At 60.5% G+C, this 18,945-nt stretch carries 14 protein-coding genes; 5 read left to right on the top strand and 9 right to left on the bottom strand.

The window, feature by feature from the left end; all coding sequences use genetic code 11:
- Positions 1 to 2 precede the first annotated feature (2 nt).
- From QP803_RS21885 to QP803_RS21875, 3 genes are read right to left on the bottom strand one after another with little or no spacing between them, the layout of a single operon-like run.
- On the bottom strand, positions 3 to 1,307 hold the full coding sequence (locus QP803_RS21885; protein WP_284948098.1) for a glycosyltransferase family 4 protein: 1,305 nt from the start codon (positions 1,305 to 1,307) through the stop codon (positions 3 to 5).
- Positions 1,304 to 2,656 carry a capsule polysaccharide biogenesis protein gene (locus tag QP803_RS21880; protein ID WP_284948097.1) on the bottom strand — a complete coding sequence of 451 codons (1,353 nt, stop codon included), beginning with the start codon at positions 2,654 to 2,656 and terminating at the stop codon, positions 1,304 to 1,306. Before QP803_RS21880 ends, QP803_RS21885 begins: the two co-directional genes overlap by 4 nt.
- Positions 2,653 to 4,158, bottom strand: coding sequence for a capsular polysaccharide export protein, LipB/KpsS family (locus QP803_RS21875; RefSeq protein WP_284948096.1), 1,506 nt, complete (start codon positions 4,156 to 4,158; stop codon positions 2,653 to 2,655). Before QP803_RS21875 ends, QP803_RS21880 begins: the two co-directional genes overlap by 4 nt.
- A gap of 524 nt (positions 4,159 to 4,682) precedes the next feature.
- Between QP803_RS21875 and QP803_RS21870 the strand changes: the two genes are divergently transcribed.
- The 4 genes from QP803_RS21870 (at position 4,683) to QP803_RS21855 (ending at position 8,948) form a co-directional block, all read left to right on the top strand.
- Positions 4,683 to 6,038 carry an LTA synthase family protein gene (locus tag QP803_RS21870; RefSeq protein ID WP_284948095.1) on the top strand — a complete coding sequence of 452 codons (1,356 nt, stop codon included), beginning with the start codon at positions 4,683 to 4,685 and terminating at the stop codon, positions 6,036 to 6,038.
- A 255-nt stretch (positions 6,039 to 6,293) separates the two neighbouring features.
- Complete coding sequence (locus QP803_RS21865) at positions 6,294 to 7,472, top strand: KpsE/RkpR family capsule polysaccharide export protein (protein ID WP_284948094.1); 1,179 nt, start codon at positions 6,294 to 6,296, stop codon at positions 7,470 to 7,472.
- An 8-nt stretch (positions 7,473 to 7,480) separates the two neighbouring features.
- The gene (locus QP803_RS21860; RefSeq protein ID WP_284948093.1) at positions 7,481 to 8,293 is read left to right on the top strand and encodes an ABC transporter permease; all 813 of its coding nucleotides are present in this window, start codon (positions 7,481 to 7,483) and stop codon (positions 8,291 to 8,293) included.
- 7 nt (positions 8,294 to 8,300) lie between these two features.
- Complete coding sequence (locus tag QP803_RS21855; protein WP_284948092.1) at positions 8,301 to 8,948, top strand: ABC transporter ATP-binding protein; 648 nt, start codon at positions 8,301 to 8,303, stop codon at positions 8,946 to 8,948.
- 38 nt (positions 8,949 to 8,986) lie between these two features.
- On the opposite strand, the gene QP803_RS21850 is transcribed toward QP803_RS21855, so the two are convergent.
- The 6 genes from QP803_RS21850 to QP803_RS21825 all read right to left on the bottom strand — a co-directional run bounded on the left by QP803_RS21850 (position 8,987) and on the right by QP803_RS21825 (position 17,532).
- Positions 8,987 to 10,156 carry a polysaccharide biosynthesis/export family protein gene (locus tag QP803_RS21850; RefSeq protein ID WP_284948091.1) on the bottom strand — a complete coding sequence of 390 codons (1,170 nt, stop codon included), beginning with the start codon at positions 10,154 to 10,156 and terminating at the stop codon, positions 8,987 to 8,989.
- Positions 10,157 to 10,298: 142 nt separating this feature from the next.
- A complete protein-coding gene (locus QP803_RS21845) occupies positions 10,299 to 11,573 on the bottom strand; it encodes a glycosyltransferase family 4 protein (RefSeq protein WP_284948090.1) in 1,275 nt (424 codons plus the stop codon).
- Positions 11,574 to 11,761: 188 nt separating this feature from the next.
- On the bottom strand, positions 11,762 to 12,679 hold the full coding sequence (locus tag QP803_RS21840) for a GDP-mannose 4,6-dehydratase (RefSeq protein WP_284948089.1): 918 nt from the start codon (positions 12,677 to 12,679) through the stop codon (positions 11,762 to 11,764).
- A gap of 3 nt (positions 12,680 to 12,682) precedes the next feature.
- The gene (locus tag QP803_RS21835) at positions 12,683 to 13,702 is read right to left on the bottom strand and encodes a GDP-mannose 4,6-dehydratase (protein ID WP_284948088.1); all 1,020 of its coding nucleotides are present in this window, start codon (positions 13,700 to 13,702) and stop codon (positions 12,683 to 12,685) included.
- A 91-nt stretch (positions 13,703 to 13,793) separates the two neighbouring features.
- Positions 13,794 to 15,962, bottom strand: coding sequence for a glycosyltransferase family 4 protein (locus QP803_RS21830; RefSeq protein WP_284948087.1), 2,169 nt, complete (start codon positions 15,960 to 15,962; stop codon positions 13,794 to 13,796).
- A 286-nt stretch (positions 15,963 to 16,248) separates the two neighbouring features.
- Complete coding sequence (locus tag QP803_RS21825; protein ID WP_284948086.1) at positions 16,249 to 17,532, bottom strand: hypothetical protein; 1,284 nt, start codon at positions 17,530 to 17,532, stop codon at positions 16,249 to 16,251.
- Positions 17,533 to 17,716: 184 nt separating this feature from the next.
- Here QP803_RS21825 and QP803_RS21820 point away from each other — a divergent pair, with 184 nt between their 5' ends.
- Complete coding sequence (locus tag QP803_RS21820) at positions 17,717 to 18,730, top strand: class I SAM-dependent methyltransferase (protein WP_284948085.1); 1,014 nt, start codon at positions 17,717 to 17,719, stop codon at positions 18,728 to 18,730.
- The last annotated feature ends 215 nt before the right edge of the window (positions 18,731 to 18,945 follow it).

Genomic DNA, 18,945 nt, shown 5'->3' with positions numbered 1-18,945 from the left:
TCTCAGCCTGGTCTCACGGTTGATGATCTCATGGTTCTGTCCGGCGACGCCATGGGTTCCGCGCCCTGGGCTAACTCGGCGATGAACGCAAGGCCTTCCCTGACACTGTCGCGCCAACTCGGCTCAGGCCGGCTCGCAAGACGAGCGCGCTGGCTTTCTCGCGCCGCCGCCCCCGGCCCCGCGAAAGCCTCCACCATGTGAAGCCAGCCGAGGCCGTCCAGCGGATCGAGGTAGACCGGAACATCACCGCCGACCTCCCGGAAGACTGCGATGTCTGAACAAATCACCGGTGCACCGAGGGCCAGAGCCTCCGCCAGGGGCAAACCGTATCCTTCGGCAAAGGACGGAAACAGCAAGGCGCGCGCGCCCGTGAGTAAGCGCGTGACTTCATCGTCGGGAAGCTGATTGTGCTCCTCCACCACGCCTTGGAGCGCCGGACAGCGCTCGATCATGTCGATGACGTTCTCGTTCTCCCAGCCGCGTTTACCGATCAGGATCAGCTTCGGCGCGCGGGTGCCGTGCTTCTCCACCAAACGCCGCCAGAGATTGAGAAGGAGAAGGTGATTCTTGCGCGGCTCGATCGTGCCGAGACAGACGAAATACGGATGGGCGGGGGCGTGTGGACCCAGCAAAGGCGGGCGTAGGTGCACGCCGTGCGACACAACACGGATCGGCACGTAGGGGCGACCTGCGATCTCGAAATGCGGGATCAGGGATTGTCTGACGGTTTCAGTCGGCACCAGAACGCCGTCCGCATAACGGGCGACGGTCTCGATACGGAGCAAGTGCTTCGCGGGCTCCCGGGGCCGGGCATATTCCGGATAATCGCTCGGGATCAGGTCGTGAACCATGGGAACAAAAGCGCCGACACGGCGGCGTACCAGGGTCTCGGAGATGATCGCCGGCCGTGTCAGATGATGATGCGACAGCAGCAGATAGGCAGCGTTACGCTCCGGGACGGATTTGGCTTCGTAGCGGCGCTCCGCCCCGGGAAGCATCATGCCATGAAGCAGCCAGCGCCCGGCACGTGTCGCATAGCCACCATCACCGCCGGCACCGGCCCAACGCGTGGAGAGGAGACCGATGAACCGCGCCGCCGCTTCGAAGGGAAGCGTGCCGAAGCGGCCGAGCGGATGCAACGCCACGAATTCCGTAGCATCCGGCACCTGGCCGATAAGGTATTCGGCATAGGCCAGTTCAACGCGATCGATGCCGGTCGGCACTGCTTCGGCTGCCCGCGAGAGCAGACGCGAAATGTCGAGCATCACCCGCGGCATGGTGTAGATGCGGCCAGGCGATGCGTTCATCCGCGCGCACTTTCCAGGCCGTGACCGAGCGCGAGGGGTTCGTAGGCCGAGGAGGTCGCCGTGCGATCTCTGCAGGCGCGGGAGGTGGCGGCAAAATGGCGCGGGGAATGGGCTTCCAGCCGTGCGATGGCGCTGTTGACCAGCTTTTCGAGCGCCGGTTCCGAAAAGAACCCACCGGGGACGAGGCAGCGGTCAATCAGCACGCGTCTGAACGCCGCGAAGGTCGCCGCATCGGGCAGCCCGGGGTTCGACCAGAATTCGTCGAGCGTGCCTTGAAAGGTGATGTCACGCAGACCGTAGACGGCATGCCCAAGAGTGATCACGGGTACGCCGCAGGCGAGAGCGAGAGTGCCGGTGGTGCTGTTGATGGTGATCAACCCGCGCGCAGCGCGGACGATGACGGCGACATCACCGCTCTCCATGTAATCGACACGCGCCGCGACACCCGCGGCCCCTGCCGCTTCGGCCGTCAGAGCGCGCCAGTCCGTCACGCCGTTGTCGAGCGGATGTTCCTTGACGATCAGCCGCAGCTGGGCCGGCGCATGCGCGGCGAAGGAGGCGACCACCTGGCGGATGGCATCTGCCACGCCGTCAAGGGAGGAATGCAGCCGCACCTGCGCATCGGCATCCAGCTGCAGCGGGAACAGCATATAGGGCTCAGGCGATGCTTCAAGCCTTGCCAGCAGCGCTGCCGTGCGCGCGGCGGCGGCCTTGCGATCCGACAGACGCTTGAGCCAGCCGACCCCTTCTATCAGCGGGTGCCAGGGCCGATGATTGTCCCAGTGGGGATATCGCCACCGGGTCAGCAGGTCGGCGGCGTTGTAAGCGATGCTCTCCAAAGCCCTGCGGCGGAAGGAGGAGGGGACGGACTGATGCTCGGGCGCGGGCGGTAGCTGAGCCGCGCGGTCCCGGTAATAGTTCGGGTCGCGCGGCAGCGAGGAATGGCCGTTCACGCCGTCCAGTTCGAGCGTCACCCAATCGGGCCGAATATAGCCCTCCTCGAAGACATGCACGGCGATATGCAGGTTACGGCAGACGGCGATGGCGGCACTGTGCAGGGGGCGGCAATCGCCGAACAGCAGCACATCTGTGATGCCCCGCGCCGCGATGATGCGCGCCAAGGCATCCGGCCAATCCGATGGCCGACCGGTGTAGTTAATGGCCCCCGGAAGACGCCAGAAGAGCTGGTCGCCGCCGTTGAAGTTCACCTTGTGGACGCCGTAGCCGTCGCGCAACAAGGCCTGGCCGATCCGTCGGAAGAACGGTCCCATCAGGCTCTGCAGCAACAAGACCTGACGCCGGCCTTCCACAGGCATGTCGGCCCGTTCGGGTGGTGATATCGCGTTCATGGCGAAACGCTCACGCGCCGGAATCGCTTGAGCCGCCCCTGCAACTGGCGCAAGCGCATGAGACGAGATGGCCGCCACAAGGCCGCATCCGCCAGGCGCGCGATCAGCGTTTCGGGGCCGCAAAGCAGGCCCGTGCGAGGATCGACATAGCGTGGGTAGAGGATCAGCGTCGCCGCCGCGAGTTCCTCGACCGTCAGACGCCGCTGCCTCCGCGTGACCGGGGCGTGGTCTTGGGTCAGACCCCAGCTCGCGTAGAAGGGCTGACCGTAGGTCACGACCCTGCGACCGCGAAGCAAAGCCTCGAAGCCGGCGAGAGACGTGAGGGTATGCACCTCGTCCACGGCGACGATCAGCGGCGCCATGGCGCCACCGCGGCTCACCTGATCGGCAAGGCCGGTAGCGACAGGGTCAGGGATGGCGCCCGGTCGATGTCCGGCCTCGACGTCCGGATGGGGGCGATAGACGATGAAGGCCTCGGGATTGGCGGCGCGGACGCGCGCCAAAAGGTCAGCGTTGCCCCGCACCAAGCCGCCGCCCAAACGCACCGAGAGGTCGTCTGCGACCTGTCCAGGCACCAGGATGACGCGCTGCCCGGCCTGCGCGTGGATTGCCACGGCGTCTCCTCCCGCAGCGTATTTCGAGATGCCGTGGCGGATAACGAGGTCGATCAGGTTCTTTGCCCGCGCCCGCAACGCCTCGTCGAAGGTCGTGGTCGCAAGGAGCGTTTCGAGGTCGCTTGGCCGGGAGGGATCGAAGTAGATCCCTTGGCGATCGACGATAATGGAGGCTGGCGGCAAAAGATCGCTGCCGAGGCCAAGCGAGCGGATAAAGCCATCCTCGACCCGATGCAGCGCGACGCCCGCCGTCTCCGCCGTCGCGACCAATGTCTCGGGGATGCGCGTCGACCAGACGGCGACGGCGCCGTGTCTCGATCGCGCTGTCCGGAGAATCTCGGCTGTCCGCCTGCGGAAGGGTGGTGCATCGGCACCGGTTGTAAAGAACTGGGCGATGCGGCGTCGCTTCCAAAGCGACATGCCGGCGCATACCGCGACCTCGCGGTTGCGTGTGATCATGCGCCGCCAATCGGCGAGCAGCGCGATGGTGTCAGAGGCACTTGTCGGCAAATTGGTAAAGGGATCGGTATAGGCCGTGCCGCGCACCAGCCAGACGGCGGCCTTCGCCGCCTCGTGGTGCGGGATCATCGTGGGTGACGGGCTGTCCACGCCATGCCACCACACCGGCAGGCCGGCAAATAGACCAAGCAGACCAAGGTCGCTCATCGCCGTGACATGGATGTCGCGGGCCTCGTCCAGCAATGCATGCGGATCGGCGGCGCCTACCACCATGCCGCCGGTTTGCGTGACCTCTGCCGCGAGCGCCGCGAATCCATCCGTCAGCCGGGGCAAGACGAGAAGGAGGTTCGCGGCCGACGCACCTTCGCAGACGCGCCGCCACAGGTCGCGCGCCGCGCTCGGCGGGCCTGACGGCACGATCAAGGACACACTACGCAGCCGCGGCGTGGGGCGCGGATCCCAGAAACGCCCGCCGACCCTCCGCTTCAGAAGCGCGCGGCCAATAAGGCGCTCATCATCACTCTCGACAGTATTTTCCGATACCGGAACGAGTCTAGAGATAGAAGACGCTGAGGCTGCGAAAGGTGGCGCGCGCAACAAAGCCATTGTGATACGGTATTGATCCGGAAAACGTGAAAATTCATTCGACGTTACCGGGCGGATCATTGGGAACGCAGGTTCTTGATCGCGAACGACGTGCAAGATGCCCCCATACTGAACTGAAACTTAACTATGTCTTCTATTAGAGTTAACGCAACCTATATAAAATGTAGTTCCATATCCCGATTAACCTTCAAGAAATCTTGCTAACGCCACAATTACGTGATGGACGGCGTCTTTCGAACTTTCCGAGTACAAAAGTTGCCGATACAAACATCGTGATCTGCTCAATCATTACTTTATCGTATATCGCAATAACCCTTGCCGCGGCTGAGATCCTGGATGGCTCGGCCGTGCCACGGCGTCGCGGCGGGCGGGCACCGGAAAGCTTGCACTGGCGGCTGCTGGTGACCCTTGTCATCGTCGGAGCGGGGCTCTTCGCGACGGGAAATCCGTTGATCGCATGCGCCATCACGATCGCGTTATCCGCAGCGCTCACCATTGGATCCAATCTCAAGAACCGCGCGTTGGGGGAGCCATTGCTGTTCTCCGATCTCGCGGTTCTGGGGGCATTTGTCCGCTATCCTGGGTTTTATCTGGCGCCGGTTCCGCCCGCTGTTCGCGTCCTGGCCCTTGGCGGGGTCGTGGCGCTTGCGGTGACGATCGCTTGCGGTTCGACCACACGGATGAGCCCTCATCTTCTGGGTCTCGCTTTGATGGTAACGGCGGCGCCATTGCTGGCGATACCTATCCTGTCGCCTCGGTTGATGCGGCGGCCTAATGTCGTGACAGATTTCAGGCGGCACGGGCTGCGTTTGACACTTCTGGTCTACGCCTTCAGATGGCGGCGCGAGCGCCGACCAATGATTGCCGCTCCCTTGCCGCAGAACCTTTCAGCCGACCTTGTCATCGTCGTTCAATGCGAATCCTTCACCGACCCGACGACGCTGCGCGAAGATGCGCAAACCTTGCCAAGTCTCGCGCGCGCGCGGACCGCTGCCTGGCAACGTGGACGCCTCATGGTCAGCGGTTTCGGCGCCTACACCATGCGCACCGAATATGGCGTGTTGTTCGGGCAGGGTGAGCCGGCCTTGGGCTTTCGGCGGTACGACCCTTTTTTGACCGCCAGGCGAGACGCGTCCCACGCCTTGTCTGCGAAGCTGAGCGGCCGCGGCTATGGCTGTGTTTTCCTCCACCCGCATGACCTGCGCTTCTATGCGCGTGACAACCTCATGCCGGCGATCGGGTTCGGGCGGATGGTGGGAAGTGAGGCCTGCGCACCATCCGCGACCGCCACCGGCCCCTATGTCAGCGATGCCGCCGTGGGCGCGGCCGTCCGCGAGATCGTTACCTTATCGACAGGAAAAACTTTTATCTACGCGGTCACGATGGAAAATCATGGGCCGTGGCAGCGCGGCCGGATGGGAATTTCATCGGGCGGATTCGAAGGCTATCTCAGCCATCTGCGCCATAGCGATGCCTTGCTGGAAGATCTCATCATGATGCTCTCTGCGTCAGGCCGTTCCGCTGTTCTCGCCTTCTTCGGCGATCATCGTCCGTCGATTCCGGGTGTCGTGGAACCGGGCGGAGATCGCCACACGCCCTATGTTCTGATGCGCTTTGACGCCGGCGGATCGGTGACGACATCGCGGCAGGCGGATCTGACGCCGGCCGAGCTGCATCATGCCATCCTCGACTGTGCAGCCTGATCGTGAAGGCGCTTTTCTTGAGCCGTTGTGATCACCGCCAGACGCGGTTCGCTCGTCTATCCTCTTCGATGTGCTTGGCAGAGAAGACGAAACGCAGGCGCGGCTGGTCACACGGCCAAGTGACGACCGTGCCGTCCCGGTTCCCGTCGCGCCTGGCTCAGTATTGGATGTGCAACGACACGTTGGGTTACAATCAAAACACTCAATATTGGTTTACAGTTGATTTGAAGGCCCCAATAGGGCAAGGATCCCATTATGGACGGACTTGATCTCAGCACCGGCGCCGGAGTAGCGGATCTCTTCAAACGCCCGGATGGCACACGGCCAATCACCCGGCGACCTTCGCTCTTGGCGCGATGGCTTCCTTTCTGTCTTATGGTGCTTGTACCAACGGCCGTTGTGTCGGCGTATTTCTTCGCCATCGCCTCACCCCAATATGTCTCCGAGACGCAGTTCGTCGTGCGGGGACAAAGCAGCGCGGCGCCTGGCATGCTGTCCAGCCTGCTGCAAACGGCCGGCGGTGTCAGCGCGAGCGAAGATACCTATGCCGTCCAGGATTACGTTATGTCCCGGGCTGCCGCCCGCGACATGATGAACGCACAGCAGATCGAAGCTGTTTTTAATCGGCCGGGGGCGGATGCCATCGCCCGCTTCCCAAATCCATTCTCAGGCCGCAGCTTCGAGAGCTTCTACAAATATTATGACAAACACGTTATCGCCGATCTTGATTCGACGACCGGCATTTCGACACTGAAGGTCATCACCTTCCAGCCCGAGGACTCGCAGCGCATTGCGGCCGCCCTCCTCACCGCATCCGAGGATCTGGTCAACAGGATGAATGCGCGGCAGCGCCAGAACACCATCAGCAGCTCGCAAAAGGAAGTTGCCGATGCGGAGGCGCATCTGCGCGATCTCGGCGCCCAGCTCGCCACCTATCGCAATCAACAGGCGATGCTCGACCCCATGAAGCAGTCGGTGCCGATGTTGCGCGACATCAGCGACCTGCAATCGATGCTGGTGACGACGCGTATTCAAATTGCCCAGCTGCGCGCATCCGCACCGGATAGTCCGCTGATACCGGTTTACCAGCGCCGCGTCACGGCGCTTCAGGCGCAGATCGCCAATTCTAACACGGCCATCACCGGCTCGGACACGTCTCTGGTGCCGAAGATCACCGCTTATGACGATCTCACGCTGCAACAGGATCTGGGTGAAAAGCTTCTGGCGAGTGCGATGGCTTCACTGGAAGCCGCCAAGGCTCAGGCCGATCGGCAGCAGCTCTATATCGACGAGATCGTGCCGCCGAACTTGCCCGACTACCCCGCCTATCCCAAGGCGCTCAGCTCGGTCGCCGTGGTCTTCGCGAGCCTGCTTGGCCTTTTCCTTCTGGCAAAACTGATCATCAGCGGCGCCCGCGAGCACCGCATCGTTTGAGCGGTCAAGTGAGCCAAGTTTCTACGGCGACGATCAGAAAGCCATCTCTGGTTGAGGTCTGTCGGGTTCAGGGTTGCGTTATCGGGGCTTTGATCCTACGTGAATTGCATACGCGCTACGGGCGGGAGAATCTCGGCTTCCTCTGGATTATCGCAGAGCCGATCCTGTTCTGTGCGGCCGTTGCGGTCGTTTGGACGGCGATCAGGCCGCCCCATGACCACGGCCTGCCTGTCACCGCCATCGTCATCACCGGCTATGTGCCGCTGACCATGTGGCGCCATTGCCTGATGCGGGCGGTCAAAGCCTTCGAAGCGAATGGCAGCCTCCTGTTTCATCGACAGGTCACACCGCTCGACATCATCCTGTCGCGGGTTGTCCTGGAACTCATGGGCACAATCGCCGCCGGTATCATCGTCTGTGTCGGCGCGATCCTGCTCGGCTTCCTCAAACCGCCTGCCGATTACGGCCTGCTCTATCTCGGCCTAGTCTACCAGATGCTGTTCTGTCTGGTGACCGCGCTTCTCGTGGCTTCGCTCAGCGAATTGTCAGAGCTGGTCGAAAAGACGGTGCAGGTCGTGTCTTACGTCGCGCTACCCTTCACGGGTGCGTTTTCCATGGTGGATTGGCTGCCGCAGAATTACCGCTGGCTGTTGTTGTGGTCGCCGAGCGTCAGCAATATCGAAATGATACGCGGCGGATGGTTCGGCACCGCCGTGCATGTGCATTACGACCTCTGGTACGATACCTGGATGGCAGGATTGCTCTTGTTGATCGGCCTATCGATGACGCTGCGCATTCGTCGCCACCTTATCATTCAATAGTTCACGGATGATAGGCTGTATCGATATTACCAAGGAGTATCGCGGCGGCCACGGCGTTCGCCGCGTGCTTGATCATGTCAATTTCAGTGTCGAGCGGGGCCAGAAGCTCGGTATCCTTGGCCGTAACGGCGCCGGTAAATCAACGCTCATCAAGATCCTCGGCGGCGTCGAAACGCCGACTGCTGGCGAAGTTGTGCGCACGATGTCCGTGTCCTGGCCGCTTGCCTTCAGTGGCGCCTTTCAAGGCAGTCTGAGCGGCCTCGACAATCTGCGGTTTATCTGCCGCATCTATAACCTCGACTATGCCGCCACCCGGACTTACGTGGATGATTTCGCCGAGCTCGGGTCTCAGCTGAGCGAACCGGTGAAGACCTATTCCTCTGGCATGCGCGCGCGCCTCGCCTTCGCACTTTCGATTGCCATCGAATTCGAATGTTACCTGATCGATGAGGTCATCATGGTTGGAGATGCGCGCTTCTTCCAGCGTTGCCAGGACGAGCTCTTCGTCAAGCGCGCCGATCGCGCCTTGATCATCGTCTCACACGACATGGGATTCATTCGTGAGACCTGCGACAGCGGCGCAGTGATCCATAACAGCCAGTTCCGTATGTGCGGCAACGTCGTTGAAGCGGTCGAGATCTACGAAGCGCTGTAGGCCCCCTGCGCTGCGGCGCAGAGGGATTGGAACAGCAATCAGTTCTTCGCCAGATAGGCGGCTGTAATGGCCGGGCTGGCGATCAGGCTGATCAGATTGATGAACTTATAGAGACCGTTGGTCTTCGCGTTGGCGATGTAGACGAGGTCCTTGTTCTTCATCTCGAATTGTTGCGCGAGGAAATAGCTCGTCGGGTTCATCATATCGAGTTGATAGACCACAGGGGCGGCTGCCACGCCGGGCCTGACTGGCAAGCCCAGCCGCGTCGCAATCTCTGGATTCTCGAAGCGGAACAGAAAGACCGCGTTGGGATCGGCGCGGTCATCCAGTGGCCCACCGATCCGGGCAAGCGCCTCCGCCAAGCTGAGGGTCGGCGCATTGAATGACGTCTCAGACACCTTGCTCGTTGCGCCAAACACCGTGAAGCTGCGCGGCTGATACAGCACTTGGATCCGGTCGTCAGGCCGCAGCGCAATGTTCTGGTCGGGCTGTTCTTCAAGCGTCTTGAGCGGAATGTGCTGTGTTTCGCCGGCCCGTGTCAGCTGCACGACCGTATCTTCCGGCGCGTAGGTCGGCCCCCCCGCAATCGCGACCATATCGAGCAATCGCTCATGGGCGAGGGTCAAGGGCTCGCGACCAGGCTTCTTGATGTCGCCGGAGACGATGACGGCATTGGCAATGTCTGTGGTGATGCGGACGAGAACCTGCGGATTCTGGGATTTCCCCGCAAGGCCACTCTGAATCGCCCGTGCCAGCTGGTCAGGCGTGCGGCCGGCGGCGTGCAGGCGGCCGACATAGGGCACGGAGATCGTGCCGTCGCTGCCCACCTGCATGGTCGGCAGATTTTCCGTGGTAACGCTGGACGAGGTCGAAGCGCCCATGCCTGTCGGCGCAGTACTTCCAGTGGCGGCTGGGCCGCCCCCACCGCCAGAGAACAAGGTGCTGCCGATTTCGAAGACCGAGATCGAGAGAAGATCGCCGGGTCCGATCCTGCCCCCTTCTGAAGGATCAGACATGCCCGTGTCCATGGCGGACATGAGTGGCAGCATGTCTGTAGCAAGGACATTGACCACCTGCGGATCGACTTGCACGATTTTGAACCCGAGCGGATTGGTCGCTGGTTTTGTCGCGGCGTCGAGGATCTGAGCCTCGACGGGGCCGCTATTGGGCAAGGTGTTGCAGCCGGCCAGCAGCACCAATGGCAGCACGAGTGCGAGGCTTCTCTTGAGAGAATCTCGCGAAGACGGCCTGGACGTCAGGGGCATGGGAAAACTTTCGCTGAACAAGCCGGCAGCACTGATAGGTACAACAATGGGCGGGGCAGATGTCGAGAATCTGAACCTATGCGCCTCAAGGCTCGGTCCCGCCGCCAAGAACCTGCGCATACATCTGCCCTAGCCGCGCCTCATAGGCCGCGATGCTGAAGAGCTCCGCCTGAGGGGGACCTGCCGCACGCAGCGCCGCGCAGGTGGCGTCGTTCTTGTCCAGATGCGCGATTCCAGCGGCGATACTGGCCGTATCATATGCATCGACGTAGACGGCGGCATCGCCCGCTACCTCGGGCAAGGCCCCTTCGCGCGACGTGAGCACGGGCGTGCCTAAGGACAGCGCTTCCAAAACGGGCAGGCCGAACCCCTCGGTCAACGACGGGAACAAAACGGCGCGGGCGCCGCGGATCAGCCCCATCAGCACGGGTTCGGGCAAATATTCCAGATGCACGATCTGGCCACTGTCGGTGCCACGCTTGAGGAAGCGAAGCTCCCCTTCAGACTTCCAGGCCATCGCACCCACCAGCACCAGTGGTCGACCAGTGTCCGTCGCGAGAAAGGCCTCGATCATCCGACCGATGTTCTTCTTGGGTTCGAGAGAGCCGAAGAACAGGAAATAGCCATCCCTTTGGAGACCGAACAATCCGCTAATCTCGGCGGCGATCGCAGCCTCGGGCCGCGCGAGGGCAAGGGCGCTCGGCTGGAAAGATTGGTAGGTATTGAAAACCTTCGCGACCGCGCCGGGATGAAAGGAAAGAATATCGCGGCGCGATGCCTCGGAGACGGTGCAGATGGCGTCCGCCCGGGCCGTGAGGTCAGCAATCAGCCGGAAATGGAATCCCTTATCGTCAAGCGTCGTATGGGGCAGCCGCAGCGGCACGAGGTCGTGCACGGTATAGATATTGCGGGCGCCCTTCAGCCGAATCGGCAATGGATAGGTCCAGTGCATGATCGCCGGAGGATCCTGAACCCGGATGGTCATGAAACGCCGCGTGCGACGGTAATAGCGATGCGCCGCACGGAACAGGGCGGGCACGTTCAGGATGCGGTCGTAGCTGGGCATGCGATGGGCGAACCCCCTGCCCTCAACGCGTCCGGTGATTGTTATTTCAACCGCCTCATGACCACCCCAATCGGCGCGGCGGTCAGCCCACCAGCGCGAACTGAGTGGGATTGGCCGCTTGCGGATATGCTCCTGGTCAAGGCTGTCGAAGAAGATGACTTCGCGCAACGCGGACGAGGTGCGCTTTGAAATGTTCATCCCATAGATGACATCCACGGGATGGCCCATGCCGTGCAGGCAGTGGGTGAGTGTGCGACCATAGGTCGCGACACCGGTGCCGCGGCTGAGTGCCATGTTAAAGCCATCGACGCCAACCCGGAACAGCGGCGCAAGAGCCTGGGGAGATTCGGTCAGGAGCTATGTCTTCCGTAAGAGGTAAAGGCGGCTTGCTTCATATAGATGTCTTCGGACCGAAAATCCTACTCGGCGTCAGCAACGGCATTCCGGGGCCTGCCGCGGCAAACAAGCAGAGCACGCGTTTGCTAGTCAGCTAATGGTCTCACGCGGATGCGCCAATCCGCCAAAACGTCCATGAGCGTTTGCTCCCACGCAATCCGCGGCGTCCAATCCAGGAGTCTGTGTGCAGCCGATGCATCACCCAATGCGATGGGAATGTCTGTCGACCGCGCGCGAGCGCTCTCTGTTTCGACACGCGCGCTCACACCGGAGAGTCCAATCATCTGGTCAAGCACATCACCGATCCGACGCGATGTTCCTGAGGCGATGTTGATGATCGTGCCGGGTGCAAGACTTGGTGCCCGTGACAAGGCGAGCGCATAGGCTTGCACGACATCTCGTACGTCCAGAAAGTCACGCTGGGATGTCAGATTTCCGGTTTTGACAACGGGGTCTTGCTCGCCAGCCTCGATCAGGGCGATCTGCCGTGCAAAGGCAGGGATCGCAAAATCTGGAGTTTGACCCGCTCCCGTGTGGTTGAACGCCCGCAGCCGGATAGCGTGCAGACCATCCGCGGCCATGGCGCCAAGCGCGAGATCGGCTGCGGCTTTCGTTGCGCCATAGGTATTCAATGGCGCGAGAGGAGCGTTTTCGTCCAGAGGGACCCCCGCGCGGAACGAAAGCCCATAAGCATCCGCGGAAGAAACGAACAGGAAGGGGCATGATGGAACATGCGCCATGATCGCGCGTGCAAGCGACAGGGTCCCGTGCAGATTGACAGCCCATGTCCTATCGGGATCCGCGCGGGCGACGCCGATCGCGGCGATCGCTGCCAGATGAAGGCAGAGATCGGGTTTGATCGATGCCACAGCGGACGCGACCGCCCGCTGGTCTGTGATGTCACAGCCAAGAGCGACGACCGTTGCACCCGGCAACTGCCGCGCGACTGCGTCGGGGAGGTAACCCCCGACGAAGCCGGACAAGCCAGTGACGAGGATGCGCACTGGCTAAATGCCCGAAACGCCCGCGGGGATGGGCGCGACGGGGGCGCCGGCTCTCGCCTGATGGCGGACGATATCGGCATCGACCATTTCGGCGATCATCTGCTCAAGCGTCGTCTCGGCCTGCCAACCGAGCTTCTGCTTCGCCTTGCCCGGATCGCCGAGCAGCACCTCGACCTCGGCCGGCCTAATCAAGGCGGCGCTGGTCGTGACATGATCCTCGTAGTTCAGCCCGGCATGAGAAAATGCGATCCGGCAGAGATCGCGGATCGATGTGGTGCGGCCGGTCGCGACAACATAATCGTCCGGCGTGTCTTGCTGTAGCATCAGCCACATCGCTTTTACGTAGTCCCGCGCATGGCCCCAATCACGGGTCGCCTCGAGATTTCCGAGCGACAGCGTATTGGTCATCCCGAGCTTGATGCGCGCCACGCCATCCGTCACTTTCCGGGTCACGAACTCGATGCCGCGCAGCGGGCTCTCATGATTGAAGAGGATCCCCGAAGAGGCATGCAGGCCGAAACTCTCGCGGTAGTTCACCGTCATCCAGTGGCCGTAAAGCTTGGCGACCGCGTATGGCGAACGTGGATAAAAGGGCGTCTTCTCCGACTGCACCTTCTCTTGAATGAGTCCATACATTTCCGAGGAGGATGCCTGGTAGAAGCGGGCGGCGGGCCGTGCGATTCGCACGGCTTCGAGCATATGGGCGACGCCCATGCCGGTTGCCTGGCCGGTCAGGATCGGCTGCTGCCAAGACGCTGCGACGAAGCTTTGCGCGGCAAGGTTATAGACCTCGTCGGGCTCCACCGCTTTCATAATCCGGATCAGGGAGGCGAGATCAAGCAGATCGCCATCGACGATCTCGATCCGATCGCGGATGCCGAGCCAGCGAAGACGCTCGGACACCATATCGGCGGAGGCTGATCGACGGGCAAGGCCCACGACGCGGTAGCCCTTGTCGAGAAGAAGGGCGGCAAGATAGGCGCCGTCTTGACCAGTTATTCCCGTAACGAGTGCGGTCGGCATAGAAAGTCCTTAACTGAGGAGGTCGCGTGAGGCAAAAGCAAAAGAAGGTTCCAGACCGTTCCGGGGAACGGTCTGGAAGTGGCTGCGGCGATCACCGCCCCATGGCGTTGAACATGAAATGTTCCGACATATCGACACGCGCAACAAGGTCGGCACTTGCCGTATAGCCAAATTCGCTGAGCCCGACACAGAACCGACGCGCGCCGGGTCCACCATGTTCAAGGGGAACGTGCCCCGAGACGACGACATTGACGGAAACAGAACCCTTCTCCCCGACGGTGCCGGAGCAGCGCATCAAAAATCTTGAATTGGGCGCGAGTGACCTTTTGTTGTCCACGCGCTTCGATGAAGGCCGAATGCCGGGCTTATCCATATCGATCGACAAGAGGTTATCGTGGTTCGCCCAGGGCGCCGATAAGAACTGAAGATAGACGGAAATCTCGGTCCCGGCGGGCTGGTCACTGCGAAACCTCAGTGAACCCTTATTGCCGCGCATCCAGCACCCGTGGGGCTCAATCGTGTAACCGAAATCGGTCAGCATGAGTCGCTTCGGGCTAAGTCCGTAATCCTTCGGCAGAATTGTGCCAAAAGCGAGGTCCGAGACCGTGAAAACCGATCCGGCCGCAAAGAACATCTCGCCACTCGGGTTGGTCTTGACGGTCGTCCGTACCTTCCCGACTTTTTCGAGAAGGTCCACGCCCACATCGCGCCACGTGCGGGCCACGAAACGGTCAGCAATGTCGCGCTCTCGCTGCGCGCGATAAGCGTCGTTGAAGGCCATCTTGCGCAGAACCTCGAGACCATCGCGCAGATTATGCGGATCCACGTAATCAACCAGGTCGCCGCCGACCTCAGGCACCGAGGAGGTCGATGACGCAACGCAGGGGCGGCCCTGAGCCAGACTCTCACCCACGGGCAGGCCCCACCCCTCAACGAAGCTCGTGAAGGCCGTAAACAGGCTCCCGTCATACAGCGTTTGCAGCTCGGCATCCGACAGATCGTGCAGGACATGCACTCGGCCATCGAGGTTTCGCGTCAGCTCCAGCATTTCCATAAGGCTGCTGACATGCCAGCCGAATCGCCCGACAAAAACCAGGTCCGGCGGATCCAGACCTTCCTCCAGGAACTGCTTCCAGGCGGCGACAAGATAGGCGTGATTCTTTCTCGCCTCGATGGTTGAAACCATCAAGACATAGGGACGGTCTTTAAGCTGGGCGATATGCGGACCCCAGACCATCCGCTTCCGAGGCGTCACATTGTCGGAGTGTGAATGCGCAAGCGGCACGGTGATGACCGGCATGGCAGGGAGGTTGAACTTTTCCCGATATCGAATGACTTCCCGGGCCGTGTAATCTGAAATCGTCAAAACGAAGTCAAAGATCGCCATGCCATCGCCGAAGGACATGGCGAATTCATGTGACAGACGCGCGTCACAATATTCTGAATGGGTGATCGGAATAAGATCGTAGATGTAGACCCCAAGAAGGACGCCGACCTTCTTGAGATGCAGATAGCGCCCAGCGACACCACCGGATCCCCAAAAGGCGCCGAGAACCAGATAGCATTGCCCCGCTTGCGGTGAGATGAGCGTGGCGCCACTGCGTGCGCGCGCGACGATGCGTCTCAGCTGCTCGTGATCGACATTAGGCCCTGTGACATAGTCGACCAGCTCGCGCAGATGCTCATTTTTGAGCATCCATAGTGAATCTCCGTTGATCGGGTTCAGCACGAAAACGCAATTTTCGTTCTGCCGCGCTGATGCCAAGACATGCTGGATAACGCCGACCTGCACACGCTGAATACCAGAGAGTGTCTTATGGGCTTCCAGATAGCCAAGAAGGTCGTCGATTTCGATGAAAGTCGCCGATGTCGTGAGCGTTTCATCCGAATCATCCTCATCGAGGTCGACTCTCTCGCCGCGGAGTGCCAGTAGTTCGCCGTAGGCATCACCGGTGGGAGACGCCTTGAAGGATGTCTCAAACATTTCCGTGGCTTCGGATAGCCGTCCCATACGCTTCAAAAGATGAGCGAGGTGCAGACTTGGATCACCGTCATCTGGCCGGAGTGCGACAGCCTTGCGGTAAGCCCGCTCGGCATCGCTGCTCTTGTCCTGTTCCTTCAAAATATGGCCGTATTGGACCCAGATCGCCGCATCATCCGGCTTACTGGAAAGAAAATCCCGATAGGCCTTCTCTGCGCCAGCCCAATCCCGCGCGTCGCGTGCGGCATCGCCCTTGCTTCGCAGCGATTGTCCGCTCACAGACTTTCGAAACATCTCTAGTTTTCCCACCGTCATGTTGCCTTACCACCCGGTTTGTCTGCCGCTGTGGGCAATGTTAGAGGGATGTTCGATGCGTTGACGCCACGCGGGCTTCATTAGATAAACGCAATATAACAGCACGATTTAGCTCTAATTCCGCATGCAATCATGCCCGTGTATGGTAAAAATGGCTCACAGACAAGATCGAATTAATGGATATTTAAGCTTTACAAGGGCTTTAGCAATCTGACTGCTTCCGGCGAACAACTTTAAGTGAGTGCGCGCCTCAATTTGGCCAGATTACGGCACCTTTACTGCCAAAGGGGATGCGGCTAGGAGGCTTCTTTGCACCAGAATACACCTGCGGCTGCAGTCCAAAGGCCAGTATTGACGGCTGTTGGGGAGAATTCAGATAATAGGGTTGAGGGCGCCCCCGTGAAAAATCAATAAAGCCCTGATCAACCGCGAAATTTGTGGCGCCCTGCGCATCGGCGTTATCGACCAGATACTCGTCGAGGAAATCCGCCTTGAGCAGCCCAATCGAGATCTGGGAGACGGCTCCATCCATCCGTATTGCTGACGATCCGGAAATGACGGCAACAACCGTTGCAGGCCAGGCCTCCCCCTGATGGACGAGTTCGTCGATGCGGATACTGCCGTCTGTGAAGGAGGAGCTTTGGACAGAATCCCACAGAGTCCATTTTGTGAAATCGCCTCGTAGCGTCGAGATATGCAGGATTGTTCCCGAACCGCCTGGCGCGTTAGGCGTGTTCCCGTGCGTTGTGATCAACTTTAGAGCGGAGTGTGCGCCGAACGTGAACAAATCCGACGCGAACAGATCGTCTTCTCGCCCAAGGATAAATGTATCGAGGTGTTCCACCTGATAGGCGATGACGGTCTTGTCCTGGGACCAGTAAGGCCAAGCATGGATATGATCCATCGTTGAGCTATCATAGTTACGCTCGGCAATTACCGCGTAGCGAAAGAATTGCCCGTAAATGTCGGCGATCTGTGTTCGACCACTTTTGAAAATTCGGAGTCCGGTCGTGCAGTTCAGGCACATGATGTGACTTATCTCGACACCGCCATTGATATTGTCGATCGACAAGGCGTCACCGAAATTCGCCGGCGTCCAGCCGACCGACGGTGGCGGCTGGTCTTCATATAAGGCAAACTTTGTCCAGAGTGAGCCCGCAGCCGCATTCCCTTGCAGTGTCATGACGGGCCGGCCGATGAACCGGACATGAATAATGGTCCCCCGCGACAGGCGACCATCTGACGGTTCCTGCCATCCTGCTCCGATGATGTTAGCGTAGCAGTTATCCTGCAGGAACGGTGTGTCGAACTCATATACTCTGGATGATAGGAGCATCGGGCGTCCGGTCGCGCATGCAACCTTGATGGCCCGATTCCATGATGGGGCATCATCAATACCATCGGAGACGACTTTATACGATTCCGGAAGAATCGAGCCGCTTGCAGGCGACACTTGAGCCATCGCTACTGGCGCGACAAAAGTTAAAAGACCCGCCATACTCGTCATTATCTTGAAAATAAGCATGTAAGTCATGCACCTAAACGAAGCCATGATAACCATATTTCGTTATATCGTGGCAAAATTGCGCTGGTCCGTCTGAGGACTGGACCTAGCCGCCACAGCCCATGTCTCGAATTTGTGTTGGTCGAACGGATCGCTTCCTACATAAGCTGGGAGCACTGTTCCGCGCGGCAGCCACTTATTGGGGATATTTGCCATGGACGCTCCACTCGCCGCCGCGACCGCATCGCCCCAGCTGCGCATCCTACGCGACGAGTTGGCTCGCCTCCTCGATGAGCGAGATGAGCGCAGCACTCAGACCGCCGACCTCGACAGCCATCTGCCGCAAAGTCCTTTCTACCACTATAATGCGAGTTTCGATCCACTAGAGATCATGCGCCGCCACAGCGTGCCCGGCTTGCCGCCCGCACAGGGTCATCTTACCAACTTCCTCGGCGTGTTGATCGACCCAAAATTCTTTCCCACCATCCTCGATGGTAAGGCAGGCACGGTGGAAGCCATCCCTATACCTGCGAACTGGCACGCTGACATTGCGGAATGGGGCGCCGCGCTGCGCGCGGTCGATCTGGCGCGAGGCACCTTTACGGTTCTTGAACTCGGCTGTGGTTGGGGGTGCTGGATGATCAACAGCGGCGTTGCGGCGCGCAGGGCCGGTCTCGACGTACATGTCATTGGTGTCGAAGGTGACGCGGGTCATATCGCGTTTGCCACCGAGGCTTGCGCCACCAATGGTTTCGCGCCGAACCAGATCACGCTTCGTCGCGGCATCGCGGCGCCTGAGAACGGTATGGCGCTATTTCCTCGCCAGGGACAGGCTGGCGTGAGCTGGGGGCTAGAGCCGATATTCGGCGCGACGGAGGAGCAGCGCCGTGAAGCCGCGGCCTCCGGCAATTATGATGAACTGCCGATGATTGCTCTCAGGGAACTCGCGGGAGCGCGGGAACGCTTTGACTTGGTGCATATCGACATCCAGGGCGGGGAAGCAGACTTCATTGCCGGCTGCTTGCCCGCCATGAATGACAGGGTCGCCTATCTTCTTGTTGGTACCCATTCGCGCCAGCTCGAGGGCCGCATCATGGACACTCTGCTGCCTGCTGGTTGGATTCTTGAAATCGAACGCCCAGCCATCTTCGCGCTCGGTGCGGATGGGCCGCGGATCACCGTGGATGGCGTTCAAGGGTGGCGCAACCCACGCCTTACGATCGCCTGAATCAGTCACTCAAGAGCGTCATGATAGAGGCGGCGGCTCGGATCTGCCTCCGCAATGTCGTCTGCGGGTTCTGGCGTTTGCTGAGCATCCGCCAGCGTTTCTCCGCCAGACTGCGTTGCCATCATACCTGGCGGGTCCTGCGGCTCCGAAATGGCGTGTAGGCCTTCAGCTTTCAGTTTCTCTTAACTAGGTCCTGCCTGGTTCTCGGTGCAGGA

It is taken from the genome of Acidisoma sp. PAMC 29798 (genome assembly GCF_030252425.1).
In the GTDB taxonomy this organism is placed as follows: Bacteria; Pseudomonadota; Alphaproteobacteria; order Acetobacterales; family Acetobacteraceae; genus Acidisoma; species Acidisoma cladoniae.
This window is presented reverse-complemented; position numbering and strand designations above follow the sequence as displayed.

What these genes read in the sequence shown, in the direction of transcription:
- QP803_RS21885 (WP_284948098.1), bottom strand. Translation starts at nt 1,307, where the DNA reads ATGAACGCATCGCCTGGCCGCATCTACACCATGCCGCGGGTGATGCTC.
- QP803_RS21880 (WP_284948097.1), bottom strand. Translation starts at nt 2,656, where the DNA reads ATGAACGCGATATCACCACCCGAACGGGCCGACATGCCTGTGGAAGGC.
- QP803_RS21865 (WP_284948094.1), top strand. Translation starts at nt 6,294, where the DNA reads ATGGACGGACTTGATCTCAGCACCGGCGCCGGAGTAGCGGATCTCTTC.
- QP803_RS21855 (WP_284948092.1), top strand. Translation starts at nt 8,301, where the DNA reads ATGATAGGCTGTATCGATATTACCAAGGAGTATCGCGGCGGCCACGGC.
- QP803_RS21845 (WP_284948090.1), bottom strand. Translation starts at nt 11,573, where the DNA reads ATGGCACTCAGCCGCGGCACCGGTGTCGCGACCTATGGTCGCACACTC.
- QP803_RS21835 (WP_284948088.1), bottom strand. Translation starts at nt 13,702, where the DNA reads ATGCCGACCGCACTCGTTACGGGAATAACTGGTCAAGACGGCGCCTAT.
- QP803_RS21825 (WP_284948086.1), bottom strand. Translation starts at nt 17,532, where the DNA reads ATGACTTACATGCTTATTTTCAAGATAATGACGAGTATGGCGGGTCTT.
- QP803_RS21820 (WP_284948085.1), top strand. Translation starts at nt 17,717, where the DNA reads ATGGACGCTCCACTCGCCGCCGCGACCGCATCGCCCCAGCTGCGCATC.